We start from the raw sequence: 25,809 nt of genomic DNA, 5'->3' as shown, positions 1-25,809 counted from the left end.
TTATGGCAATGCGATTAAACGACGATCTGGAAACGGATGGTGAAATGCATGAGATCAACGTGACGCCGTTTATCGACGTCATGCTGGTTCTGCTGATCATCTTTATGGTGGCCGCGCCGCTGGCCACGGTCGACGTACGCGTCAATCTGCCCGCCTCAACCAGCGCGCCGCAGCCGCGTCCGGAAAAGCCGGTTTACCTGTCGATTAAAGCGGATAAGCAGCTTTACGTCGGTAACGATCAGGTCACGCCGGAGTCGCTGGTTAACGTGCTGACTAACCAGACCCAGGGCAATAAAGAGACCACCATTTTCTTCCAGGCGGATAAGTCAGTCGATTATGAAACGCTGATGAGCGTGATGGATAAGCTGCGCACGGCGGGCTATCTGAAAATTGGTCTGATGGGCATGGAAACCGTGAAGAAATAGCGGGTTATCCGGCTCAGGAAAAAGGCGACTGTTCAGGTCGCCTTTTTTTATGGCTGCTCTCCAGCCCTATAAAATCAGGCAAATCAGGGCCAGGGTAATCACTTATGCTGCCTGAGCTGAGTTGTTAATTGGTTGTTACTTATGTACATAGGTTTGTAAAGTGCAATGGTGAGCCAGGTCACATTAATCCCGCATCAGGCAGGCTAAAACGGCTAAAAAACAACAGGAAGCCGTTATGAGTCACACCCCCTCTTTACAAAAGCCGCCGAAAAGTGCCGCCCGAACCATCTTCACCGTCACCAGTGGTAACTTCCTGGAGATGTACGATTTTATGGTATTTGGCTACTACGCCACTGCCATTTCAAAAACCTTCTTTCCCGGCGATGACCCGTTTGCCTCCCTGATGCTGACCCTGATGACTTTCGGTGCAGGCTTCCTGATGCGCCCGCTGGGGGGCGATCATCCTCGGTGCCTACATCGACCATCATGGTCGTCGTAAAGGGCTGTTGCTGACGCTGGGCTTAATGGCGATGGGCACCCTGACCATCGCGCTGGTGCCGGGCTATGCCACCCTGGGCGTGGCAGCGCCGATTCTGATCCTGCTGGGACGGCTGTTGCAGGGCTTCTCGGCGGGCGTGGAGCTGGGTGGCGTGTCGGTCTATCTGGCCGAAGTCGCGCCCAAAGGACGCAAAGGCTTTTTCGTCAGCTGGCAGTCGGGCAGCCAGCAGATTGCGGTGATCTTTGCTGCTCTGCTGGGTCTGATGCTGAATCATTTGCTGGCGAAAGAGGCGGTGACGGAGTGGGGCTGGCGTATCCCGTTTGTGATCGGCTGTCTGATTGTGCCGTTCCTGTTCTATATCCGCCGGATGCTGGAAGAGACCGAGGCGTTCAGCAAACGTAAACATCATCCCAGCATGACGGAAATCATGCGGTCTGTCGCCAGCAACTGGGCGCTGGTGCTGGCGGGAATGCTGATGGTGGTCACCACCACGGTAATGTTCTACATGATTACCGCCTTTACCCCGACCTTTGGTAAAACGGTGTTGATGATGAGTGACAAGCAGGCGTTCCTGGTGACGCTCTGTGTCGGTGTCTCAAACCTCATCTGGCTGCCGCTGATGGGGGCGCTGTCGGACCGCGTCGGACGCCGTCCGTTGCTGATCATTTTTACCCTGCTGATGATTGTCACCACCTGGCCGGTGCTGCACTGGCTGGTGGGATCGGCCAGCTTCGCCCATCTGCTGGAAGCGGAACTGTGGCTGTCGTTTCTCTATGCCAGTTATAACGGTGCGATGGTGGTCTATCTGGCGGAGATCATGCCTGCGGAGGTGCGCGCCGCCGGTTTCTCCATGGCTTACAGCCTGGCGACGGCGCTGTTTGGCGGCTTTACGCCTGCTATTTCCAGCTACCTGATTCACGCCACCGGTGACAAAGCGATGCCGGGCGTCTGGCTGACCTTTGCCGCAGTCTGTGGGTTGATCGGCACGTTGCTGATTGGCCGGATGGTGAAGCAGTATCAGACCCGTCACAGCGGCACGCCGGTCAGTGCTTCACTCTAAAACGACAAATCGACCACCACGCTGTCGCTGTAGTTTCCGGCTGGCGGCGTGTTTTGCGTGGTCAGGATGCGCGCGGTGTAGTTAAAACCGCGCGTCAGTCCATCCGTGGATACCGCCGTCGAGGTGGTACTGCTCCAGCGTTCAGTGCCTGCCGATCCCCAGCGATTGCTGGTGGTGCTTTTATAAATTTCATAGCTCAGCCGATTCGCGCCGCTCGCCATATTCCTGACGCTGCCCACCGGATAACTGCCGTTGCTCAGCCCGACGGTATAGGTGCTGCCTTTGCTGCACAACACGTTGATGGTCTGTGACACGGCGGAGAAGCTGCCGACCAGCGGCGCGCTGCCAAAGCTGATATTCGGCGCGGTAATGGTGGTGCAGTCATTAGTTAGAATGGCGGTGATATTAATCGGGATGACACCGCTGCCGTTCTGCTCGCTTAAACAGACATTGCCAATCGCAACGCTGGTGCAGATGCGATAAGTCACGGCCATATTCAGCGTCAGCTGGTAGGTCCCGGCGGCGACCACCTGACCGGGAACGGTGCGCAGATAGACCGGGATGGCGAAGTTAAGGCTGCCCAGCAAACCCGCCAGGTTGATCAGGGTCTGCGAACCATAGACAAATGGCGTGCCGCCAATCGTCAGTTCGGTAGCGCAGGCCGTGTCGGTGCAGAGCCGCACCGGCACATTATCGCTGCCGGTATCACCGCTGCGTTTCAGCGTACCGCGCGTGCCGTTGCTATTGGTCGCGCCCGTCAGCTGAAAGGTGATCTGGTTATTGCCCAGCAGCGACAGCCCGGCGCCCGCGCCACAGTTGACGTTGGCATTCGTGGTGGTGGAACTGACGGTGGTGTTAGCCACAAAGGTTGTGACTGAACCGAAACTGGCGGTCGATGCGGGCAGGGCGCAGGCGGCGTAGCCCAGCGACGGCAGTAAGAGTAGCAGGCCAGCCAGTATCACAGATTTCATCATGGTCGGTTTCCGGACGTAAAAGATTCAGCGGGAGAGGGGGCGCTGCCTGCGGCAGGGGCGGGCAGCGCACAGGTCAGGGGGGCCGTAAGTTTTCAGCGCCTGCGGCTGACCGCTGGCGATGCGCAGTTCGGTTTCGCACTGGCGGCCATCGGGCGTCACCACCTGCATCGGGTTACTGGCGGTGAGATCTTCCATCCAGACGATGCCATCCCAGCCGACATACCCGGTGGGATGATCGGGACGCTGCACCAGGCTTGATACCGGCAGCGGCTGGCCCTGCGCATCGACCAGGATTACGCTGGCTGAGCGCAGTTTCTCCACCGGGAAGTTGAGCAGATAGCCGCTCTGGCGTTTCACCGCAAAGCGCTGCTCAACCCGAGGCGTGGTCATATCTGCCGGCAGGTCGAGGGTGTCGATATCATATTTGGCCGGGTAGTAGCTGCTGATGGCAGGCACAAGCAGATAGCCCTGTTGATTGGTGCGTCCCATCGACTGATTCTCGTAGCGCACGTTTACGTCGGGATAGTTGGTCTTTACCAGCACAAAGGCGTCGTTGATCTCGTTAGCGGCAAAGACGCTGTTGTCCATTAACACCAGCGCACCCGAGAGATCGGCCCACTGGGTGAGGTTATCATCATCGCCATAGAAGCCTGCCGAGGTATCAATCTGGTTGTTGCGATAGCGCAGACTGCCCTGACGATAATCGCCGCTGTCTCCGCTCTGATTCGCCCAGGAGGCATCCCAGGCGAACCCGCCGTCGCTGGGCATGGCGCGTGAGGCATAAACGCGCTGACTGTCGCGGCCACGCTGGTCGCGTTCGTTGCTGAGGGCCACGCTGCCCTGTTCGCCAAACGGGATCACCAGCGAAATCGCCCCGGTCCAGCTTTTCTCCTGCTGATCGCGGCTGGCCGAGACATACAGGCTGCTGTTACCCCACAGATTTTTACTCCATGAGAGGTTCCACAGCCGGGTGCGATCGCCCTGACCGTCGGTGATGTCGATGAAAGCGGCACCGACGCTGCCAAAGCGGTTCAGCGAGACGCTGGCGCTGTACTGAGCACTGCGGCGTGAGAGTGCGTAGCGGCTATCCGCCTGGCTACCGGCACGGCTGCCGACCAGCGCCAGATTGCCGAAGTCGCTGCTGCGCTGGGTCTGTTGAGTGCCGATGTTGAACCAGCGGTTGTTGTACTGATATCCCCAGCTATATTGCCTGCCGCTCTCGCCATCGAGCTGACTTTGCGCCACCGCGCCGTTGACCACGCCCCAGCTGCCGACGCGCAGCTGACCACCCAGCCCGCCCATCGCCAGCGTTTCGCTGCCTTCGGCGTGGCTCTCCAGCGTCAGCCAGTCGGTCATACCGTAACGATAAGAGCCACTGGCCGCTGCCTCACCATAATCGAAGTTCTTTATGCCGTAGTTTTCGCGGATTGCCCCGGCAGAGAAGGCGTAGTCCGACAGCCCCGATTTCAGCAGGTTACTGGAGACGTAAAACGGCATGGTGGTGGTAACACGGCGGCCAACCGCATCGGTGGTGGTGATCACGGCGTCACCTGCGCCGTTAACGAATGGCACATTGGTCATCGACCAGGGGCCAGGCTGCACGTTCGCCTGGCTGGAGCGATAGCCATTAATAAACAGATCGACGGTGGAAGGCACGGCGGCCTGACCGGAAAAGGCGGGCAGCGGATAGGTCACCAGATCGGGACGGACGCTGAAGTCGCGACCGACGCGGATGCCACCGAGCCGCACGCTGCTGCTCCAGGCCAGCGAGTCGGTGACCAGATCGCCGACCCGCCAGCTTACCGCCGCATTCTCATCTTCATTGCTCCACCAGGTGTCGTAGCGGATATAGCCATCATCCTGATAAGTCGTACTGCCTTCCAGCTGCTGTTGCCAGACGCCGTTAGTGGAGAAATGACCGGCATCCCCAAACAGCCGCAGTTCGTTCCAGGCGGACAGGCGGGAGCCACTGTTATCCGTGCGGCTGGCATAAAGATCATAATTAATCAGCGCGCCGCTGCTGGTACGGCCCGGATAGCGCGGTCCGTTCTTCGCCTCGCCAATCACCTGACCGGGCAGCCACTCAGGCGGTACGGTCAGCAGCAGACGCTGTCGCGCAGCGTCATACTCCACTTTGATGGGTTGCAGGCTGCTGACATCGACCTGCGGCTGCTGGCCCAGCTTATCCGCTGGCAGGCCGGCACGCTGCAGATCGCCACTGCGAATCCAGAAATGACCGTCGCGCTGCTCTGCTGGCACAATATTGCCGTTCTCCTGCTGGTTAATCACCAGCTCCAGCATATATTGCTGACCGTTGCTGCTGGTCTGCAGGCTGGGCGGCGGGGGCAGGGATGAGTAAGTCTCCGCCAGCACAGGATCCGGCGTAAAAGCGTAAATAACGCTGGCCACGGCCAGCGCAGAGGGATGCAGGGAAAACGGTCTCATTCAGCGCTTACTTCTGGGCAGCGCTGCGCCACTGGCTCTTGTTAACCTCTGCAGTGAGTTCGCCGCTCACCGGCGAGGTGAGCGGCCAGCGGTGATAGCTGTCAGCCAGCACATAGCCGTATAAGCCTTCGCCCAGTTTGCGACCGCCAATCGCCACATTGCTTAACCGGGCGTGACCGCTGCCGCTGTTGGTTAACTGGAGCCAGCGCCTGCCGCCCTCGCTGATCTGTTGCCAGCGCAGAGCCGGGCGAGCGCTGTCTGTGTTCAGCCCGGTACCGTAAACAAACAGCGGCACCGAATAGCGCATCTGGAAGGTCAGCCCGGCCTGATTCTCGCCGGGATTACGCGGGGTCGGGATCTCATCCAGCACCACCCGATAGGCCAGCTCTTTACCGGCCGCAGGCGGCGTCTGTTTAATCAGCCTGACCAGCTGTTTCTGGCCTGGCTCCATCCGCACCATCGGCGGGCTGGCGACCACCTGCTGCTGAGTCTGATACTGCTCCTGGCCATTGTTCTGCTGCCAGCTGAAGACGCGGATCTGCATCATGGTGGTGCTGTTACCGCGATTCTCCAGCCAGAGTTCGCTGGCTTTCTCTTCAGGATTAATGGCGGGATCGATGGGCCAGATCATGACCGAATTCGCGGCGAAGGCCGGGGAGAGCAGGGTGGAACTTAGCAGCAGCAACAGGGCGCGCAGTGGCTTCATGATCATATCCTTGTTTTCTATCACCTCACCAGCTCAGGGTGACGGTCAGCGTGTCGGTATAAACGCCGGCGCGCGCAGTGCCGGGCAGTTGTAGCTGACCGTAAATCGGCAGCGTAATGTTATTGGCATTGCTATAACTCAGCGGCACCGCCTGATTGACCGGGATCACCGTGGTGCGGCTGGCGTTGCTAAAGAGCGTGTAGGGAACGGTGTTGCTGAAATTGGGCAGCTTCAGGTTACGGGTCGTGGTGAAATTGTTGCCCTGATTAATACTCATGCTCAGCGTTGTGCCTGGCGTACAGGCGAGATTAATTGAGGTGCTCTGCAGAAAGCTGGCATTGACGGTGTTCGCCGCCACGCCAGACTGCGTACCGAAATTAAGCGTGCCAAAGACGCCGGTATTGGTACCGGATATCACGCAGCCTGCCACAATCGACGCGGTAACCTGGAAGGTGCTGGTTGGCAGACTCCAGGCGCTGATACTCCCTGTCAGCAGGGGCAGACCGCATGCGATCGTCAGGCAGGATCGCCAGAGAACCAACCGTATTTACCTGCGACAGCAGTTAATAGTTCACGGCAACGTTAATCGTGTCGGTATAGGTTCCGGCAGGGATCAGGGGATTGAAGCCGCCGCCGACCACCCGGCCATAGATGGCGTAGTTGGTCCCCAGCGTCGGATCGGTGGTACCGCTGGCGGCGATAGGCGTATTGTTGGCGATCGCCGTGGTAAAGGAGGCGTCACTGTAGAGGGTATAGGCAATGCCCTGTGCATTATCCGATCCCAGTACCAGATAACGCGGCGATGCAGAGGCGGTGCCGTAGATGGTCGCCGGTGCAGTATTGCTGCTGGTGACCACCACGTTGTAATCCTGACCAGTGGTGCAGCGCACAAAAATACCGTTACCAGCCGCACCGACCAGTGTGGCGTTCAGGGTATCGAACGTGGCTGCGCTGCTACCAAAGTTCAGGGTACCGAAGTTAACGCCCGCCGTAGCCGACTGGCCGTTCACCAGACAACCGGTGGTCAGGGTTAACGTGGCATTGATGGTTCCCGAGGTCGTCGCCGCCTGGGTTAATGACGGAATAGCGACAGTTAATCCTGCAGCGGCAAACAGAAAAAGCTTGAGTTTCATAATATTTCCTTACGGATTATCCAGAGTCAGTGCTTTTTCACCCGGTGTTTATTAACGATTCAACCCAAAATAAAGGAAATAAAATAACAAGGGAGGCAGTGCCGCTATCTTAAGAAAAATCTTAGACTTAAGAATGCTGATTTATATCAGTTTTACTTACTATAGATCAGTTAAAGCGTTACGCGAAGCCTTGCTATTTATTTTTGATTAATCAAAACGTCACCCCGGCCGATAACCCAGTAACAGCAAGGCGCGAAGACGAGGCGATAAAACAAAATTCTTTGTTTTTTCGGTATCTGGCATGCTTTCTGCTTCGGTGATATGTTCCTGTACCAATCAGACATAATAACGGTTTACCGGCTTGCTCTGGGGGCGGTTAATAAGATGCAGGTTATAAATTGCCAGCGTCGGCGGGCGCGTTTTGCCTGACCTTCAGGACCAGAAAATACCGAAATTTAATCACTTTCACCCATCGGGTGTTTTCAGATCACTTATCAGACTGTACACAGCACCCGTTTCTCCGCGGGTGGTGAGGAGTTGCACATGTTGCCTGTCACCTGGGATAGCGTCCTGATCTGCGTTTCGCTGATCGTGGTGTTCATTGCCTCTTTTACAGCCCTGGATACTGCCGGACGGGTAGCGGTATCCCGTGGCTGGAGCGCCCGGTTCTGGCTGTTGGTGGGCGGCATCGCAATGGGGATTGGCGTCTGGGCAATGCACTTTATCGGGATGCTGGCGATGATGATGCCGATGATGATGCGCTATGACACGCGACTGACGATCCTCTCGCTGCTGGTGGCGATCCTGGCGTCTGTGCTGGCTTTTGGCCAGACGGTGGGTGGCCTGCATCTCACCCGCCAGCGGCTGCTGCGCGGCACGCTGATCCTGGGCGCGGGTGTGGTGGTCATGCACTATCTTGGTATGTATGCCCTGCTGATTGAACCGCAACCGGAGTGGAATGCGCTGCTGGTGGTGCTCTCTGTGCTGATTGCGTTTGCGGCCTCTGGCCTGGCGCTGTGGCTGGCCTTTCATCTGCGCCAGGGCGATCATCATCTGATGCTGATGCGCGGGCTGGCCTCTCTGGTCATGGGCATCGCCATCGCCGGTATGCACTATGTAGGTATGGCGGCAGCAGAGTTCAGCCACAGCAGTATGATGCAGCCGCACGGCGTCAGTAATGCGGGCCTGGCGGTGTGGGTAACGCTGATTACCCTGACTATTCTGGGTATCACTCTGCTGAGTTCGATGCTGGATGCGCAGCTACGCGCCGCGCGTCTGGCGACCCGCCTCAATCGCGCTAACCAGGAATTGCGTCAGCTGGCGATGCATGACAACCTGACCACGCTGCCCAATCGTGTAATGCTGGAGCAGCAGCTCGATCTCGCCATTAAACAGGCGATGCTTAATGAGCATCGCTTTGCCGTGATCTATATGGATCTCGATGGCTTCAAAGCGGTCAATGACACATGGGGACATCATGTCGGTGATCGGTTGCTTGTGGCGGTGGCGGAACGGCTGTGCAGCCAGCTCAGCAACACGATGCTGCTGGTGCGTCTGGGGGGCGATGAATTTGTGCTGATGGCTGAGTGCGATATCAGCGCAGCCCGCCAGCTGGCGCAAAAACTGGTTAAAGTTATCAGTTCGCCGTTTGAACTTGACCGCTATGTGCTGCACGTTTCACTCAGCGCGGGCATTGCGATCTTTCCGCTGCACGGTCGCAACCGGCAGGAGCTATTGTTTAATGCTGATGCGGCGATGTACCACACCAAACACAGCGGACGAAACGGCTGGTGCCTGTTTGAACCGGCCATGAGCGCCGCGACGCAGCATCAGCTGGAGCTGGCGAACGATCTGTGGGAGGCGATAGAGCGCGAGCAGATGCGGCTGTTCTATCAGCCGAAATTCTGTTCCGGCGGCACCAGGTTAATGGGATTCGAAGCATTGTTGCGCTGGCAGCATCCGCAGCGCGGTTTACTGACGCCTGAGCTGTTTCTGCCGCGCGCCGAAAAAACTGGTCAGATTATTGCGCTGGGTAACTGGGTGATCGGGGAGGCCTGCCGTCAGCTCAGGCTATGGCACAACCAGGGCCACAGTGACTGGACAGTATCGGTGAATCTCTCCGCGTTGCAGTTTCACCAGCGTGATTTGCTGACTATCCTGACGCAGACCCTGGCGCGTAACCAGTTGCCGGGCAGCGCGCTGATGCTGGAGATCACTGAAGCGATTGCCATGCGCGATCCCGCTTTCAGCCAGCAGCGCATTCGTGAATTGCAGCAGGCGGGTGTCAGCGTCGCGATTGATAACTTCGGCATCGGCTATGCCAACCTGCTGCATCTCAAAGATCTGGATGCCAGTGAACTCAAAATTGATCGCAGCTTTATCAACTGCCTGCGGCCCGGCAGTGAAGATGCGACCGTAGTCAGCGCCATGCTGACCCTGGCGCAGAGCCTCAATCTGCGCATGGTGGCGGAAGGGGTGGAGACTGAAGAGCAGCAGCATTTGCTCACCAGCTTAGGCTTTGATGCGTTGCAGGGCTATCTGCTGGGCAAGCCGACGCCAGCGGACCGGGTTGAGGCGCTGAGTTTTCCCTCACTGCGACAGCCGGTGGCGTCACTGTCCGGCTGATAGCGCTGACAGCTACGATAGATTTCATCACTCAGAATGAGTGGAAGGATGCAGGGTTCGCGGCTCATTAACCGCCGGGCTGTGCCGATAACTAAGAGAATAATTTTAAAAACCCTCTGCCCAACCACAAGCTCTGCTTTCGCGGGAATGCACTATGTTAGCGACCTCATACGACTCTTTTATCGTCATCGTCTCCGTTCTTGTCGCGATGCTGGCTTCGTTCACCGCCTTAGATATGGCGGGACGGGTGGTGCATTCAACCGGCAAAGTTGCGCTGGTCTGGCTGTTCGGCGGCGGTTTTTCCATGGGCATCGGCATCTGGGCGATGCACTTTATCGGCATGCTGTCGATGAACATGGAGATGGTCATGAGCTACAACGCCGGGCTCACCGCCTTCTCTGCGGCCATCGCTGTCTGTGCGTCGATATTTGCGCTGTGGCTGGTCTGCAATGGCGATCTGCCTTTGCCGCGCCTGGCGGGCGGCGCGCTGATCCTCGGCAGCGGCGTAGTCGCGATGCACTACACCGGCATGGCGGCGCTGATGTTCTCCCCCGGTATCGTCTGGAAATGGGGCTGGGTGGCACTGTCGGTAGCGATCGCCCTGGCCGCCTCTGGCACCGCGCTGTGGCTGGCGTTTAACCTGCGGGAAGGACAGACCAGCCGGGTCACCCTGCTGCGCATTGGCGCATCGGTGGTGATGGGCTGTGCTATTGCCGGCATGCACTATACCGGCATGATGGCGGCAGAGTTTCCCGTCCACAGTCATCCGGTCGGGCAGGGCGTCAACAGCAACTGGCTGGCGATTCTGGTCACGGTGGTCACTATTTCGATTCTGGGCATTACCTTGCTGGTGTCGATGCTGGATGCGCGGATGCAGGCGCGTACCTCGATTCTCGCCAGTTCGCTGGCTGAAGCCAATCGCGAGCTGGCACAGCTGGCGCTGCACGACAACCTGACGCGGCTGCCTAACCGCATCCTGCTGGAGGATCGGCTGGAGCAGGCGATCAACAAAGCGAACCGTGAGCAGAGGCAGTTTGCCCTGATGTTTATGGACCTCGATGGGTTTAAGGCGGTCAACGACGCGTTCGGGCACCACATTGGCGACAGTCTGCTGGTCGGCGTGACCGAGCGCATGAGCGAGCAGATGACCGGCTACTTCACGCTGGCGCGGCTTGGCGGTGATGAGTTTGTGCTGCTGGTGGAGATCGACGATCCCAATGATGCGGCGGCCATCGCCGATAAGCTGGTCAAGGCGGTGGATCGTCCGTTTGATATCTCACGCTATGAGCTGGTGGTATCGCTGAGTCTTGGCATCGCGGTCTATCCCGGCGATGGCGTGGATGAGCGCGAACTGATGTTCAACGCCGATGCGGCGATGTACCACACCAAAAATAATGGCCGCAACGGCTACACCTTCTTTCAGCCTTCTATGAACATTCAGGCCCAGAGCCAGCTTCAGCTGAATAACGATCTCTGGCAGGCGCTGGATCATGATGAACTGCGCCTGTTCTATCAGCCAAAATATTGCGCGCCGAGCGGTCCGATTCTCGGTTTTGAGGCGCTGCTGCGCTGGCAGCATCCGCAGCGCGGCCTGCTGTCGCCCGATAAATTTCTGCCAATGGCAGAAAAGACAGGAATGATAGTCAATATCGGCAACTGGGTAATCCATGAAGCCTGTCGCCAGCTGCGCCAGTGGCATCTGCAGGGCCATCCGCACTGGTCGGTGGCGGTGAACCTGTCGGCGTTGCAGTTTGAGCAATCGAATCTGGTGAAGACGGTGGTGGATGCGCTGGAAAAACATCAGATTCCGGCCGAACTGCTGACGCTGGAGGTGACGGAAACCACCGCGATGCGCGATCCCGATGAGAGCGTGCGTATTCTGACTGAGCTGACCCAGCTCGGGGTTAAAGCTTCAATTGATGACTTTGGCACTGGCTACTCCAGCCTGCTCTATCTGAAACGGCTACCGGCCAGTGAACTCAAGATTGACCGGGCCTTTGTGAACGAGCTGCAGCATCACACAGAAGATGCCACCATCGTGTCGGCGATAGTGGCGCTGGCGCAGTCGCTGCAATTGAAAGTGGTGGCCGAAGGCGTTGAAACCGCTGAGCAGCAGGCCTTCCTGACCAGCCTGGGCTGTAATACGCTGCAGGGCTATCTGCTGGGCAAGCCGGTTCCCCCCGGAGCGGGTGCCGGAGCTGGCTGATTATGTGGTGGCAGAAATTGAAGAGGCGATTGCGGAAGTGAGTCTTAATGCCGAAGCCGAAGCCGGGCAGCCGCTGACGCCGCAGGTCGCTGTGATCTGACCTGCCTGAAGCCGTGAAGAATCAGCGCAATCGGATAAAGCGATTCGCGCCGCCTGTCATTGGTCGCCGTGCGTGGTAAAGTCTCGCGGTCAGACTATTCACGGTCAAACAAGGAGAGGTCACCCGTGGCGAAATACCAGCGATTGATGGATGAGATTCAGCAGCAGATAGAGGCCGGCATCTGGCTGCCGGGCACCCGTCTGCCGTCATTGCGTCAGCAGGTCGCGCAGCAGGGTGTCAGCCTGATGACGGTGCTGCATGCCTATGAGTTGCTGGAGAGTCAGGGCTGGATCGTCTCCCGTCCACAGTCGGGTTACTACGTTGCACCCCGTGCCTTAGCACCCGCACCGCTGAGCGTGGCGATCAGTGAACAGGTCGATATCAACGACTTTGTGTTTGATGTGCTGCAGGCCACGCGCGATCCGGCCATCGTGCCGTTTGGCTCCGCCTTTCCCGATCCCGCACTCTTTCCGCAGCGCCAGCTGATGCGCTCGCTGGCTAACGTCTCTCATCATCTGACCCCAACCGATGCGCTGCACAATCTGCCGCCTGGCAACGCCACACTGCGACAGCTGCTGGCGCAGCGCTATGCGCGTCAGGGCATCACCCTGTCGCCGGATGAAATTGTCATCACCAGCGGAGCGCTGGAGGCGCTGAACCTCAGTCTGCAATCTCTTACCGAGCCGGGCGATTATGTGGTGATTGAACAGCCGAGTTTTTATGGCGCGCTGCAGGCGATAGAGCGGCTTAAGCTCAAGGCACTGGCGATTCCGGTCGACGCCAGAAATGGCATCGACCTCGTCCAGCTGGAGGAGGCCCTGCAGCGCTGGCCGGTGAAAGCCTGCTGGCTGATGACCACCCTGCAGAATCCGCTGAGCGTAACCTTAACGCCGGAACGCAAACAGCAGCTGGTCGCACTGCTGGCGCGTTATCAGGTGCCGATGATTGAAGATGATGTCTATGCCGAACTCTGGGCGGGTGATGCGCCGCCGCTGCCGGCGAAAGCCTGGGATCGCCAGGGGGAACGTGCTGCACTGCGGCTCATTTTCAAAGTCGCTGGTGGCAGGATTCCGGGTCGGCTGGGTCGCGGCGGGGCAGCATGCGCAGCGTATTCAGCGGCTGCAACTGATGAGCACGCTCTCTACCAGTGCGCCGATGCAGCTGGCGCTGGCCGATTTTCTTGCCACGCGGCGTTACGACACCCATCTGAAGCGGCTGCGGCAGATTCTGGCGAAGCGACAGCAGATGGTGCGCCAGGCGTTAATGAAGGTGCTGCCGCCGCAGGCCACGGTCAGCGAAGCGCGTGGCGGCTATTTTCTCTGGGTGACGCTGCCGGAAAGCATCAATACGACCCGGCTCTATCAGCGGGCGCTGGCTCAGGGGATCAGTATTGCACCGGGGCAGCTATTTTCGGCAGGTGAGCAGTTCAGGCACTGCTTCAGGTTAAATACCGCCTGGCCGTGGGATAGTCGGGCCGAGGCGGCAATCGTGAAGCTGGGTCAGCTGATGGCGGAAGGGCAGGCGGATTAAACCCGCGCCGCTTCCTGATGGCCCCAGGTCAGGTAGTAGACATCATAGAAGTCCACTTCCCCTTTTTGCGTCAGCAGACGCTGGATACCGCTCTTCACGCGTTCTGGTGTCTCAGGCAGCGACAGAATGCGTGAGATTGCCTGTTCGCGCACCGGCTGAATGTAATACCACTCGCCGTTGTAGCAAACGCGCAGATCGAGGGCATCGATATCTTCAAAGCGATATTTCGGGTTGATATCCAGCAGCATCAGCACACTCATCACCAGCACAAACACGGTGGCAAACCAGAAGGCGGGCCAGCCGAGCATCTCGGTGGTGAAAATCAGCGCCACGCACAGGCCGTAGCAGAGATACATTACTGCCCAGAGACCAGGGTGGTTCTTCAGAAACGAGAGGCTGAAACGCGGCAAATTGTCGCGACGTTCTTCGCGGTTAAGCAGGGCGATCTCGTCAATCAGGATTTGTTTAATAGCGTCCATTTGTTACCTCACTGTCATCTGTTAGCTATTACAACAGATAACAGTCAAGCATATCAGAAACAGATCTGAGCTTTTTTTTATATAACAGTTTATACGACAGTGACCGGGGCGTCGGGCTGCTGCGCCTTTAGACTTCCCGCCTGACATTTTGCAACACTTTGCCGCAGTAAGAACCGCTATCCGCCGTCGCGCAGGCACACTCCGACCCTATAGTTAACGACACATTTGGCTTTAGTCAGCAATATCAGTCAATTATCTCAATTGTGTCGTCTGGCGCACATTGCATTGTGCTGCGGGTTTGCCACACTTAGAAAAACATCGGAGAACCTGTATGCGTGCCTCATCCTCCAGTCTGCTATTAATGATGTCCTTTGCCGCTGGCACCTTCTCGGCCGGGGCCTCTGACAATCCTCAGCATCTGATGCTCGCCAGCCCGTCGGGCGGTGTACCCAATAACCCGTTACCTCTGATTATCTGGCCGCGCGTGGTGCCGGAAGAGGAGGAGATCGCTGCGTGGTTTGAGAAAACCTTTGAGGAGAACGGCTGGCCACCCGCCTGGCGCTATCCGATCTTCCCATACACCCATTATCATCCTAATACCCATGAACTGCTGGGCGTCGCTGAAGGCTGGGCGGAAGTGCTGTTTGGCGGCGACAGTGGCCGGATGGTGACCCTGCGCGCAGGCGATGCAGTCCTGATTCCGGCGGGTGTCGGCCATCGGCAGGTCAGCGCCAGCGAAGATTTTATGGTGATAGGTGCCTATCCGCACGGGATGTCGCCGGAGACGCTGCGCGATGAGCCCGCGAAGCTGAAAATGGCCCAGGAGCAGGTGAAAAAAGTGCCGTTGCCGACGCAGGATCCCTTTACCGGCAAAGAGGGCGCATTAACCGAGATCTGGCAGCCGATTGCGGCGCTCACCGCCCAGCAGTAAGCCACGGGGCGAGCACGCCCCGATGCCGCTCCGCCAGCCCGGCTTTCGCGTCCCGTAAGCCTGGCTGTCACCGGGCTGTCATCAAACTGTCGTAGCGTTTTGCCCAGCATGTTAACGGCAAAGGCAGAGTAAGATGGCGGCAATATCGTTAACCGGACTGAGTAAAGCGTTCGGCGCCCAGCCGGTACTGGACGCGATTTCGTTACAGATTAATCAGGGCGAGTTTGTCGCCGTTCTTGGGCCTTCAGGCTGCGGCAAAACCACCCTGCTGCGCCTGCTGGCCGGCTTTGAAACGCTCGACAGCGGTGAAATCCGCATCGGTGAACGGCAGGTTGCCGCAGACGGGCTGCACCTGCCGCCGGAAGCCCGCGAGCTCGGCGTGGTGTTCCAGAACTACGCTTTGTGGCCGCATATGACGGTCGCGGAGAACGTCGGCTACAGCCTGAAGGTGAACGGTGTGGCGCGCGCAGAACGCGAACTGCGCACCACCCAGGCCCTGACGCTGGTCGGGCTGGATCGCTTCGCCGACCGCCGACCCGCCGATCTCTCCGGTGGTCAGCGCCAGCGCGTGGCGCTGGCACGCTGCCTGGTGGCACGGCCGACGCTGGTGCTGCTGGATGAGCCGCTGGCTAACCTCGATGTCCATCTGCGCGCCACCATGGAAGAGGAGTTCCGCCGCTTCCATCGCCACAGTGGCGCCACCTTACTCTATATCACCCACGATCAACGCGAAGCGATGGCACTGGCCGACCGCATCGTGGTGCTCGAACACGGCAGAGTGATGCAGTTCGCCAGCCCGCAAACCCTGTGGCGCGAACCGGCTAATGAGATGGTGGCGACCTTTATTGATGAGGGGCGGGTGCTGCCGGTCAGCGACATTGAGCCGCTCGATCCGGGTCAGGCAACCGCCACGCTCTGCGGGCTGCGGGTTTTGCTGCGCTGCTCGCCTCACCAGCGCCCGCTGCCACACGGCAAAGCCAGCTTCCACAGCGTCAGTTTTCACCTCGCCGCTGAGGGAGAGCGGCAGTTTGCCGCCCGCGTTGAGCGCATCATCTTTCGCGGTGGCTACCATCAGATCAACCTTCGACCGCTTAATCAACCGGATGTCAGCCTGTCGCTGACGCTTAATGATGCTGCATTACTGGCGGTGGATGACACCGTCGGCGTCGCCGTCGATGACGGCTGGATTCTTCCTGCATAAAGGGTTTCAGAAACCATGAAAACGGCTTTTCGTACTCCGCTTCACGCGCTGTTGTTGCTATCGAGCCTGGCGGCCTCAACCCTGTTGCAGGCGGCCGACGCGCCCGGCGGCAAGCTGGTGGTTTACACGTCGCAGGCACCTGAAATTGCGCAACAGACCATCGATGCGTTTAAGGCCGCGTATCCGGCGGTGGAGGTGGAGTGGACCCGCAACGGCACCACTCAACTGATGAACGTGCTGCGCACGGAGATGATGAGCGGCCAGGTCAAACCCGATGTGCTGCTGGTGGCCGACGCGATCAATCTGGGCGCGCTCAAGAAAGAGGGGCAGCTCTATTCATATCCGGCCGCCCCGGTCAGCCACCTGAAGCCTGCCTATTACGATGTGGATAAAACCTTTTTCGGCACCAAAATTATCGCCACGGTGATCGCCTATAACACCCAGCGTGCGAAGCCAGTCAGTAGCTGGAAAGCGCTGGCAGTAGAAGAAAACAGAGGCCAGATTGCGGTCCCCAGTCCCCTCTATTCCGGTGCGGCGCTCTATAAGCTGCATACCGATATCCATACCCCGTCGATTGGCTGGGCGTTCTATCAGCAACTGGCCGCCATCGGCATTGCGCCACAGGGCGGCAATGGACCGGCGCTGAAAGCGGTTGCCAGCGGCATGGATAAGTATGGCGTGATAACGGATGCCGATATTATCCGCGCCAAAAAGCAGGGATCGCCCATCGATCTGGTCTATCCGCAGGAGGGCGTCTCCTATGTGACCGAGCCGGTGGCGATCATGAAGTCGGCGCATAATCTGCCGGCCGCCAAAGCCTTTGTTGATTTCATGCTGTCGGAAGCAGGACAGCAGCTGGTGGCGAAGCAGGGCAACCGGCCGGTCGATGCCCGCGTGGCGGCACCCAGTGGCTTTGCGCCGATTGAGCAAATCACGCTGCTGACGCCGGATGTGGCAAAAGCGGTGGCCGAGGATGCTCAGGTCCGCGAAACCTTTACTGAACTGTTTGGCGGCTGATCGTGAGCGTGCTGGGCAACGAATGGCGAAGAGGCCAGGCCGCCAGGCATCGCAGATGGCGGGCGGAACCGCTGGTGCTGGGCATACTGGTTCTGGTGATTGGCCTGCTGTCGGTGGCACCCTTTGCCCGGCTGATGGGAACCGCGCTGGCACCGGATGGCATACTGGATAGCGATCGCCTGCTGAGATTGCTGACCAGCCGGCGGGTGCTCAGTGCCACGCTGAATACCCTGGCGATCGGCATCAGCGCGACGCTGCTGTCGCTGCTGCTGGGAACGGTGGCCGCCTGGCTGGTGGCGCTCACCGATTTGCGTGCCAAAGCGGCCTGGGTATTCGCCTTTATCCTGCCGCTGATGATCCCGCCGCAGGTGACTGCGCTGGCCTGGATACAGGCGCTGGCACCGGGCAGTCTGCTGGCCACAGCGGTGAATGCGCTGGGCGGGACATGGCTGGCACCCGGTCAGCAACCGCTCTATTCCGCGACCGGCATGGTACTGCTGCTGGGTCTGCACAATGCGCCGCTGGTGTTCCTCACGGTGCGGGCTGGCCTGCGTCGACTCCCCGCCGAACTGGTGGAGGCGGCCCGTATCAGCGGCGCATCACCCCGGCAGATTCTGTTCACGGTGATCCTGCCGCTGGCGCGCCCCGCGATCTTCGCCGGGGCGGCGCTGGCGTTTGTCGCTGCGGTCGGGAATTTCGGTATCCAGGCGATGCTGGGTATTCCGGCGCGGGTGCCGACGCTGATTACGCTGGTTTATCAGCAGCTCAATACCCTCGGCCCCGGTGCGCTGCCCAATACCGCCGTCTACTCGATGCTGATTGCGCTGATCACCCTCGCCGGGATGCTGATTAGCGGCTGGCTGGGCGGACGACGCGATGTCCGGGTCAGCGGATCGCCACGACCCTGGCACCAGCCGCTGCAGCGCGCGCGACTGCCGGGCGAAATCATCGCCTGGCTGTGGATGGTGATCACCTTGCTGCTGCCGCTCAGCGCCTTGCTGACCACCGCCTTAACCCGCGGTTTCGGTCAGGCTCTGAACTGGCAAACTCTGACGCTGGAGAATTTTCAGCAGGCGCTGTGGGGCTATCCGGCGATACGGCAGGCGTTCTTTACCAGCCTGTGGCTCACCGGCCTGACGGCGCTGCTGCTCAGCGTCATGGCACTGTTCCTGGCTTTCTTTCTCAGCTGGCATCGTACCCGGCTGGTGCGGGGGCTGGGATTCGCCAGCGAGCTGACCTATGCGCTGCCCGGCATTGTTACCGGCGTGGCGGCGATGCTGTTTTTCCTGCGGCCACTGCCGCTGCTGGGATTTTCTCTTTACGGAACGGTGTGGATTATTCTCGCGGCCTATCTGGCCAATTTCCTGGCGCTGGTGTTAAGGCCGACGCTGGCCGGGTTCGCGCAAATCGAACCGTCACTGGATGAGGCGGCGCGCTTATGCGGCGCGGGTCTGATGCGGCGGATGACTGACATCCTGCTGCCGCTGGCGGCACCTTCTGTGCTGGCCGGTGCGCTGCTGGTGTTCCTCACCGCGCTGAATGAAATACAGGTTTCAGTGCTGCTGGTTACCGCGCAAACCCAGACGCTTGGCCCGACCATTATTTTCCTGGACGAAGGCGGATCGGCGCCGCTGGCGGCGGCGGTCGGATGCCTGATGATTGGGATCGTGCTGGGCTTAATGCTACTGGCCTCACGACTGACGCGCCGTCTGCCGCAGGGAGTCCTGCCATGGCAAGCCTGACGGTGATCAGCGGCGTCGGCGGAAAACTGCCTGCCGCTTTCCTGCTGGAGATAGAGGGATACCGTCTGTTATGGGATTTAGGTGCCGGGCCGGAGCCGGGCGTCCGGCCCGCAATGGACGCCATCGGCCAGGTCGATGCGCTCTGCCTGACCCATTCCCATGTGGATCACGCGGCGGCGCTGGATAGCTGGGCCGACATCGGTTCACCGCCGGTCTATGCCAGTGAGATCACCTGGCAGCAGCTGGGCGAGGCTGGCGTGCCGGCTCAGGCGCGACGCATCCTGCCATTGCGCGGCCAGTGCGCGCTGGGGCCGCTGAATCTCTTTACCGGTCGCAGCGGGCATTCGCCAGGATCGATCTGGTTTCATCTGCCGATTGCGGGTGGCATCACCTATATGGGCGACTGGAGTCGCGAATCGCTGCTGTTGCCGTTTGATTGCCCGCCACGCGCACGGCTGTTGATTACCGATGGTTCCTATGGCGACCGCAATCAGCGACTGGCGCAGCAGATCGACGCGCTGGCCCTGGCGGCACAAGGGGGGCGCCGTGGTCACCGCGCCGCTGCACGGGCGCGGCCCTGAGATGGCGCTGCAGCTCAGCGCTCGCGGGCTGCCGGTGGTGATGTGTCCCCAGGTGCGCGAAGAGGTGGCGCAGTTGCTGGCGCTCAACAGCCTGCCCGCCGCGGCGATGCTGGCGCTGGCCCGGTTATTGCGCGTCGCAACACCCGACCACTGGCGACCGGATACGGTAATTGTCGCGGCGGATGCGGTGGCTGACAGCGGGCTGGCGGCGCAGCTCAGCCATCAGCCCGACTTTCGTCTGATCTTCAGCAGTCACGTTTCCAGCGGCACCCGTGCCTTTGAGATGCTGCAATCCGGCATGGCACGCTGGCTGCCGTGGAATGTGCATCCGCCCCTCGACGATCAGCTGGCGCTGATCAGACAGACGGCGGCCCAGAAAGTGATCCCGGCGTTTGTCGCGCCGCAAGAGTGCCAACAGCTGATGAGCCAAAGTCCGGCAATGCTCTGCTGGCAGCACCGTTATTCGCTCTCCTCGCGCTGGGAGCGGGTCGCCTGACGCGCCGCCGCCACGGAGTCATTGAACATTTACTCGCCGCTGCCGATAAACCCCTTATAAACACTGATTAATCTTCTTAATGCGCTTGTCATCTCAGCTCTTTTCGGCTGTAGTCTGCGCACGCTATTAAGAACATTCCTAAGCCGTCATCCGGCTACAGAGCAGCAGGCTAATCACAATGGATAATAACTCTGAGGTCATCTATCGCATGCTGGTACAAAGCGTGAATGATTACGCCATCACTATGCTAAAACCTGACGGTATCATCGGCAGCTGGAATCAGGGTGCTCAGCGCACGATAGGCTATACGCCAGACGAGATGATTGGCTGTAGCTTCGCTCTGTTGTATAGCGAAGAAGATCGCCGCCGGGGCCTGCCGCAGCGTGGGCTGGATATGGCTGCGACTGCCGGACACCATGAAAGCGAAGGCTGGCGCTATCGCAAAGATGGCAGTGCTTTCTGGGCACACGAGACGATCGACCCGATACGCAATGACGCCGGTCTGCTGGTGGGATACGCCTGTATTACCCGCGACTGCACTCAGCAGCAGGAGCAGCAGCGCAAAGAGCGGGAGCAGGAGATGCGCTTCCGCCTGCTGGTGGAGGGCGTTACCGATTACGCTATCTATATGCTCGATCATGACGGCAACGTGGTGAACTGGAATGCCGGGGCACAGCGCGCCAAAGGCTATGTGGCGGAAGAGATTGTCGGCCAGCATTTTTCCCGCTTCTACAGCGCCCAGGATCGCCTGAACCGTGTCCCGGAGCAGAACCTGCAAACCGCTTATCGCACCGGCCGCTTTGAAGATGAGGGCTGGCGCTACCGCAAAGATGGCAGCGCCTTCTGGGCGCATGTGGTGATCGACACGATCCGCGACGATCAGGGCAAGCTGCTGGGCTACGCTAAAATCACCCGCGACTGCACCGAACAGCAGCGCGTCCGCAGCCAGCAACGGGAGCAGGAGCAGCGTTTCCGTCTGCTGGTAGAAGGGGTCACCGATTACGCCATCTATATGCTCGATGTCGACGGCGTGGTGGTGAACTGGAATGCCGGTGCGCAGCGTGCCAAAGGGTACAAAGCGGATGAAGTGGTGGGTCAGCACTTCTCGCTGTTTTACAGTTCCCAGGAGCGGCTGAACCGCATCCCGGAAGCGAATCTCGGTATCGCGCTTAAGACTGGCCGTTTTGAAGATGAGGGCTGGCGCTACCGCAAAGATGGCAGCGCCTTCTGGGCGCATGTGGTCATCGACGCGATCCACGATGATGACGGCAAGCTGGTTGGCTTCGCTAAGATCACCCGCGACCGCACGGAACGCCGTGAGCAGGAGCAGCAGGTGCTGCGCGCCAGGGATCTGGCTGAAGCCCAGAGCACCCAGAAAACCGCGCTCTCTAAATTCCTGGATAATATCATCGCCAACATTCCCTCCTGCGTGATTGTTGAAGATGCGATCACCCGCGAGATCCTGCTGGTTAACGACCGCACTCAGCAGCTGTTCGGCCTGTCGAAATCGCTGATCGTCAACAAGCGCCCGCATGAATGTATGTCGCCCGAACTCAGCGATTACTTTAATAATCTGGCGGATGTTGCGCTGCGCAGTGAGGGCATGCATGAGCGTGAGCAGTTGCTGATGACCGCCAGCGGCGAACGCATTCTGCATACCCGCGCCACCGCGATTAACGGTCAGGATGCGCGACGTAACTACCTGATGCTGCTGGTGGAAGATGTCACTGACCAGCGCGCTGCTGATGCCCGTATTCACCATATGGCGCACCACGACAATCTCACCAGCCTGCCGAACCGCATTCTGTTCCGCCAGCGTCTGAGTGAAGCCTTGCGCACTGCCGGTCAGATACAGCGCCAGACCGCCGCGCTCTGCCTTGATCTCGATAACTTTAAAAATGTGAACGATGCGCTGGGCCACCAGATTGGCGACGAGTTGCTGCGCAGTGTGGCTAAGCGTCTGCGTAACGCGCTGCGTGACCAGGATACTCTGGCGCGTATCGGAGGCGATGAGTTCGCCATCGTGCTGCCTTCGGTGGCCAGTAATGAAGAGGCGAGCATTGTGGCGCAGCGCCTGATTGAGGCGATTCGCCCGCCGGTCAACGTTGAAGGCCATAATCTGTCGGTCGGGCTCAGCGTGGGGATTGCGCTCAGCACCACCATCACCAATACGCCGGAGCAAGCTGCTGCGCTGTGCGGACATGGCGCTGTATGAAGCCAAACGAAACGGTCGCAACCGCTATGAGCATTTCACGCTGGAGATGGACGATGTGGCGCGCAGTCGACGCCTGATTGAAAACGATCTGCGCGATGCGATTAGCGGCGGGCATCTGCGGCTCTACTATCAGCCCATCACCAACGGCGATAACCGTACCATCATTGGCTATGAGGCGCTGATGCGCTGGCATCATCCGGTTCGCGGGCTGATCATGCCCAACGACTTCATCCCGATCGCTGAAGAGACCGGCCTGATTCATATGCTGGGGGGCGTTTGCACTCTACGAAGCCTGTCGCGAAGCGGCGAGCTGGGAAGGGGAGCAGTCGGTCTCGGTTAACCTCTCACCGCTGCAGTTTAAAAACAGCTCGCTGGTGCCGGTGGTGGAAGGCGCGCTGAAAGAGTCGGGTCTCGATCCGGCACGGCTGGAGGTTGAGATCACCGAATCGGTGCTGCTGGATGATTCGCTGGGTAATATCCGTACCCTGCAAAACCTCAAGGCGCTGGGCGTGCAGATTGCGCTGGATGATTTCGGCACCGGCTATTCGTCGCTGAGCTATCTGCGATCTTTCCCGTTCGACAAAATCAAAATCGACAAATCCTTTATCAATGATATGGGTGACAGCCGCGAGGCGCTGGCGATTATCCGCGCCATCACCGGCATGAGTCGCAGTCTGGATATCCAGATTACTGCCGAAGGGGTGGAGAGCGATGAGCAGTTCGCTAAGCTGCGCGATGAGGGCTGTACCCTGTTCCAGGGCTTCCTGTTCGGACGGCCTCAGCCGTCGGAACTGCGGCTGAAAACGCTGGGTTAATCCGCGCCGGGTTAATCCATACCGTGTTAATCATAGAGGCCATGCTGCTGGACCGGTGCATGGCTGAGATTATCGCGAATGCGCCGCACCGACTCGCGCACCACCAGCCTGCCATTCAGCAGCAGGCTGCCGGTGGGCGTGCCGGGATTCAGTCGCATCTCCTGCAACATTCTCACTGCCGCTGCGCCCAGCTCATCACGCGGCACCTGCACCGAGGTCAGCGGAATATCGTGGATAGCGGCCAGGTTAAAGCCATCCATACTCATCACCGAAATATCCTGCGGCACCCGCAGACCGGCCTGCTCCAGCGCAGTGACGGCGCCCGCCGCAATGTAATCACCGCTGGCGAGAATCGCGGTCGGGCGAAGCGCATCAGGGCAGTGGCGCAGATATTCACTCAGCCGATCCGCCGCTTCATTGCTGCTGAAGCTGTTCAGGGTCAGCAGATGCTGGCGGCTGTCAAACCGCAGGTTCATGGCATGCCAGGCGTCGCGCACCCCCTGCAATCGCTGCTCCATGGTGTAGCGGCGTAAGCAATGCAGCGACAGGATCTGCCGGTGTCCTTGCTCAAACAGATAGCGCGCTGAGAATTCACCAATCAGCTGATGATGGGGTGAGACTGAAGGCAGGCGCATTCGGCGATCGCGGGCGTTAATCAGCACGCAGGGTTTGTTCATCTCCGCCGCCAGCTGATGAATATGCTCATCATCAATGCCGATCAGCAGTGCCGCTTCGGTCTGCTGCATCTTATCGATAAACAGCGCCGCATCACTTTCCACCTCCTCCAGCGGGCAGTAGCGCAGCCGCACCTCATGCGGCTCTACCGCCTGGCTGATCCCCTGAATCACTTTGTAGTAGAAGATGTCACTGCGTACATCAAAGGCGCGCGGCGGGGCAAAAACCATCAGATTATTCAGCAGCAGGCGACCACTGTGCAGGTTGTTAAGCACGCCCTGTTGCTGCGCCACGGCCAGTACTTTGTCTCGGGTGGCGGGCCGGGTATTGGCTTTACCCGCCAGCACCCGCGACACCGTACTGATGGAGACGCCGCTGAGTGCCGCAATTTCGCTTACTTTCAGCCTTTGTTTCATTCTGTGATCGCCTTCAAATCTGCTGATGAAAAATTTTTCATAACCTGCTGAATCGCGTCAGATAAGCTTTTCAGTGCCATTTTCTGCCGGGATTCAGCCTGCCATGAAAAGCGTTGCAAAAAAGTGTCTGTACCCACGTTTCGCACTTTTCTAAGTTCGTTACAGGACACGCGGTACGCCAGCAGGCGGTGTGCGTCATCAATGGCAATCAGGAGTGGCACAATGATCCTCGAATCAACAACCAAACCCATCAGTGCATCACGCACGGTGCGCGTGATTAAAAATTTACGCTGGTGGATGCTGGGAATGTTCCTGCTGGGTGTAACCGTCAACTACATCACCCGCAACTCGCTCGGCATTCTGGCACCGGAACTTAAAAACAGTCTGCACATGACGACCGAACAGTACTCCTGGGTAGTGGCGGCGTTTCAGCTGGCCTATACCCTGTTTCAGCCAATCTGCGGCTGGCTGATCGATGTGATCGGACTGAAGATGGGCTTCCTGATCTGTGCGCTGATCTGGTCGGTGACCTGTCTGTTGCACGCCGGCGCGGGAAGCTGGCTGCATCTGGCATTGCTGCGTTTTGTCATGGGCGCCTCTGAGGCGGCGGCAACGCCCGCTAACGCCAAAGCGATCGGTGACTGGTTTCCGAAAAAGGAGCGCCCGGTCGCGGCGGGCTGGGCGGGCGTCGGCTTTTCGATTGGTGCCATGCTGGCGCCACCGATTATTTATGTCGCGCACATAACGTTTGGCTGGCAGGGCGCCTTTCTGCTGACCGGCGGGCTGGGCCTGCTGTGGGTTGCACTCTGGTGGTGGGGATATCACTCGCCCGAGAGCCATCCTCGTCTCTCTGATGAGGAGCGGGCCTTTATTAATCAGGACAACGAAGCGATCGGGGAAAAACTGCCGTTCTTCACCGCGCTGAAAGTGATTGGTAAAGAGAAGAAATTCTACGGCATCGCCATCCCGGCTTTTCTGGCCGAACCGGCCTGGGCGGTACTGAGCTTCTGGGTGCCGCTCTATCTGGCCAATGAGCGCGGCATGGATCTCAAGCAGATCGTGATGTTTGCCTGGCTGCCGTTTCTGGCCGCCGACCTCGGCAGCGTTGCCAGCGGCTATCTGACCAAAATCTATGTGCGCTGGTTTGGTCTCACCCGCGTCAATTCGATTGTCGCCAGTTCGGTGACCGGCGCACTGCTAATGGTCTCCCTGGCGCTGATGACGCTGGTAAAAGATCCCTGGCTGGCGATCGCCCTGATCTCGGTCGGTGGCTTCGGCCATCAGGTGATCTCCTGCATGCTGAGCGCGCTGGTGGTGGAGCGTTTTGATCGCCGCCAGATGGCCACGGTCAACGGCATGCGCGGCTCCTGCGCCTGGATCGCCAGCTTTATCTTCTCGCTGATTATCGGTGTCACCGCCGATACCATCGGCTTCAATCCGCTGTTTGTGGCGATGGGCTTCTTTGACCTGATTGGTGCCGTTTTCCTGGTGATGCTGGTCGCCGAACGCCGCCAGCGCCCTGCTAACCCATAAGGATA

General features: G+C 59.1%; 16 protein-coding genes and 5 pseudogenes. 13 read left to right on the top strand and 8 right to left on the bottom strand.

Features of this window, described 5'->3' with window-relative positions; genetic code table 11:
• Nucleotides 1–2: 2 nt before the first annotated feature.
• Nucleotides 3–425, top strand: coding sequence for a TonB system transport protein ExbD (gene exbD, locus JNO11_RS16095; RefSeq protein WP_010249013.1), 423 nt, complete (start codon nt 3–5; stop codon nt 423–425).
• Between the two features lie 235 nt (nt 426–660).
• Nucleotides 661–1,984: pseudogene (locus JNO11_RS16090) on the top strand (MFS transporter).
• Here the strand turns inward: JNO11_RS16090 and JNO11_RS16085 are convergent.
• The 5 genes and pseudogenes from JNO11_RS16085 to JNO11_RS16065 all read right to left on the bottom strand — a co-directional run bounded on the left by JNO11_RS16085 (nt 1,981) and on the right by JNO11_RS16065 (nt 7,242).
• Entirely contained in the window at nt 1,981–2,958 is a 978-nt protein-coding gene (locus JNO11_RS16085; protein WP_010671114.1) for a spore coat U domain-containing protein, read from the bottom strand. The pseudogene JNO11_RS16090 and the gene JNO11_RS16085 overlap by 4 nt on opposite strands.
• Nucleotides 2,955–5,403, bottom strand: a pseudogene (locus tag JNO11_RS16080) (fimbria/pilus outer membrane usher protein). The gene JNO11_RS16085 and the pseudogene JNO11_RS16080 overlap by 4 nt, the downstream one beginning before the upstream one ends.
• 7 nt (nt 5,404–5,410) lie before the next feature.
• Entirely contained in the window at nt 5,411–6,109 is a 699-nt protein-coding gene (locus tag JNO11_RS16075) for a molecular chaperone (protein WP_010249009.1), read from the bottom strand.
• A 25-nt stretch (nt 6,110–6,134) separates the two neighbouring features.
• On the bottom strand, nt 6,135–6,650 hold the full coding sequence (locus tag JNO11_RS16070) for a spore coat U domain-containing protein (protein WP_039388136.1): 516 nt from the start codon (nt 6,648–6,650) through the stop codon (nt 6,135–6,137).
• A gap of 22 nt (nt 6,651–6,672) precedes the next feature.
• Nucleotides 6,673–7,242 carry a spore coat protein U domain-containing protein gene (locus tag JNO11_RS16065; protein WP_010249006.1) on the bottom strand — a complete coding sequence of 190 codons (570 nt, stop codon included), beginning with the start codon at nt 7,240–7,242 and terminating at the stop codon, nt 6,673–6,675.
• A 543-nt stretch (nt 7,243–7,785) separates the two neighbouring features.
• Here JNO11_RS16065 and JNO11_RS16060 point away from each other — a divergent pair.
• The 3 genes and pseudogenes from JNO11_RS16060 (at nt 7,786) to JNO11_RS16050 (ending at nt 13,703) form a co-directional block, all read left to right on the top strand.
• Nucleotides 7,786–9,867, top strand: coding sequence for a bifunctional diguanylate cyclase/phosphodiesterase (locus tag JNO11_RS16060; RefSeq protein WP_325177490.1), 2,082 nt, complete (start codon nt 7,786–7,788; stop codon nt 9,865–9,867).
• Nucleotides 9,868–10,021: 154 nt separating this feature from the next.
• Nucleotides 10,022–12,173, top strand: a pseudogene (locus JNO11_RS16055) (EAL domain-containing protein).
• A 125-nt stretch (nt 12,174–12,298) separates the two neighbouring features.
• Nucleotides 12,299–13,703 (top strand): annotated as a pseudogene (locus JNO11_RS16050) (PLP-dependent aminotransferase family protein).
• On the opposite strand, the gene JNO11_RS16045 reads toward JNO11_RS16050, so the two are convergent.
• The gene (locus tag JNO11_RS16045) at nt 13,700–14,182 is read right to left on the bottom strand and encodes a YlaC family protein (RefSeq protein ID WP_010249002.1); all 483 of its coding nucleotides are present in this window, start codon (nt 14,180–14,182) and stop codon (nt 13,700–13,702) included. The pseudogene JNO11_RS16050 and the gene JNO11_RS16045 overlap by 4 nt on opposite strands.
• Before the next feature lie 331 nt (nt 14,183–14,513).
• Here JNO11_RS16045 and JNO11_RS16040 point away from each other — a divergent pair, with 331 nt between their 5' ends.
• From JNO11_RS16040 to JNO11_RS16010, 7 genes and pseudogenes are all read left to right on the top strand, one after another.
• On the top strand, nt 14,514–15,113 hold the full coding sequence (locus JNO11_RS16040) for a cupin domain-containing protein (protein WP_010249001.1): 600 nt from the start codon (nt 14,514–14,516) through the stop codon (nt 15,111–15,113).
• 133 nt (nt 15,114–15,246) lie between these two features.
• Nucleotides 15,247–16,314, top strand: a complete 1,068-nt coding sequence (locus tag JNO11_RS16035; protein WP_033769858.1) for an ABC transporter ATP-binding protein — start codon at nt 15,247–15,249, stop codon at nt 16,312–16,314.
• 15 nt (nt 16,315–16,329) lie between these two features.
• Nucleotides 16,330–17,331: an ABC transporter substrate-binding protein gene (locus JNO11_RS16030; RefSeq protein WP_325177489.1), complete on the top strand. Its 1,002-nt coding sequence runs from the start codon at nt 16,330–16,332 to the stop codon at nt 17,329–17,331.
• A gap of 2 nt (nt 17,332–17,333) precedes the next feature.
• Nucleotides 17,334–19,073, top strand: a complete 1,740-nt coding sequence (locus JNO11_RS16025) for an iron ABC transporter permease (protein ID WP_325177488.1) — start codon at nt 17,334–17,336, stop codon at nt 19,071–19,073.
• On the top strand, nt 19,061–19,654 hold the full coding sequence (locus JNO11_RS16020; protein ID WP_325177487.1) for an MBL fold metallo-hydrolase: 594 nt from the start codon (nt 19,061–19,063) through the stop codon (nt 19,652–19,654). The genes JNO11_RS16025 and JNO11_RS16020 overlap by 13 nt, the downstream gene beginning before the upstream one ends.
• Entirely contained in the window at nt 19,620–20,150 is a 531-nt protein-coding gene (locus JNO11_RS16015; RefSeq protein WP_325177486.1) for a hypothetical protein, read from the top strand. Before JNO11_RS16020 ends, JNO11_RS16015 begins: the two co-directional genes overlap by 35 nt.
• A gap of 178 nt (nt 20,151–20,328) precedes the next feature.
• Nucleotides 20,329–23,180 (top strand): annotated as a pseudogene (locus JNO11_RS16010) (bifunctional diguanylate cyclase/phosphodiesterase).
• A 26-nt stretch (nt 23,181–23,206) separates the two neighbouring features.
• Here JNO11_RS16010 and JNO11_RS16005 read toward each other — a convergent pair.
• Together JNO11_RS16005 and JNO11_RS16000 are read right to left on the bottom strand one after the other, a co-directional pair.
• Complete coding sequence (locus tag JNO11_RS16005; RefSeq protein WP_122457718.1) at nt 23,207–24,271, bottom strand: LacI family DNA-binding transcriptional regulator; 1,065 nt, start codon at nt 24,269–24,271, stop codon at nt 23,207–23,209.
• A complete protein-coding gene (locus tag JNO11_RS16000) occupies nt 24,268–24,492 on the bottom strand; it encodes a hypothetical protein (protein WP_325177485.1) in 225 nt (74 codons plus the stop codon). Before JNO11_RS16000 ends, JNO11_RS16005 begins: the two co-directional genes overlap by 4 nt.
• Nucleotide 24,493: 1 nt before the next feature.
• On the opposite strand from JNO11_RS16000, the gene JNO11_RS15995 reads away from it, so the two are divergent.
• Nucleotides 24,494–25,804 carry an MFS transporter gene (locus tag JNO11_RS15995; RefSeq protein WP_325177484.1) on the top strand — a complete coding sequence of 437 codons (1,311 nt, stop codon included), beginning with the start codon at nt 24,494–24,496 and terminating at the stop codon, nt 25,802–25,804.
• Nucleotides 25,805–25,809 lie beyond the last annotated feature (5 nt).

It is taken from the genome of Pantoea sp. 1B4, assembly GCF_016925765.1.
GTDB lineage: Bacteria > Pseudomonadota > Gammaproteobacteria > Enterobacterales > Enterobacteriaceae > Pantoea > Pantoea agglomerans.
Note: the sequence above shows the minus strand (reverse complement) of the source record. Positions and strands in the feature narration are given on the sequence as shown.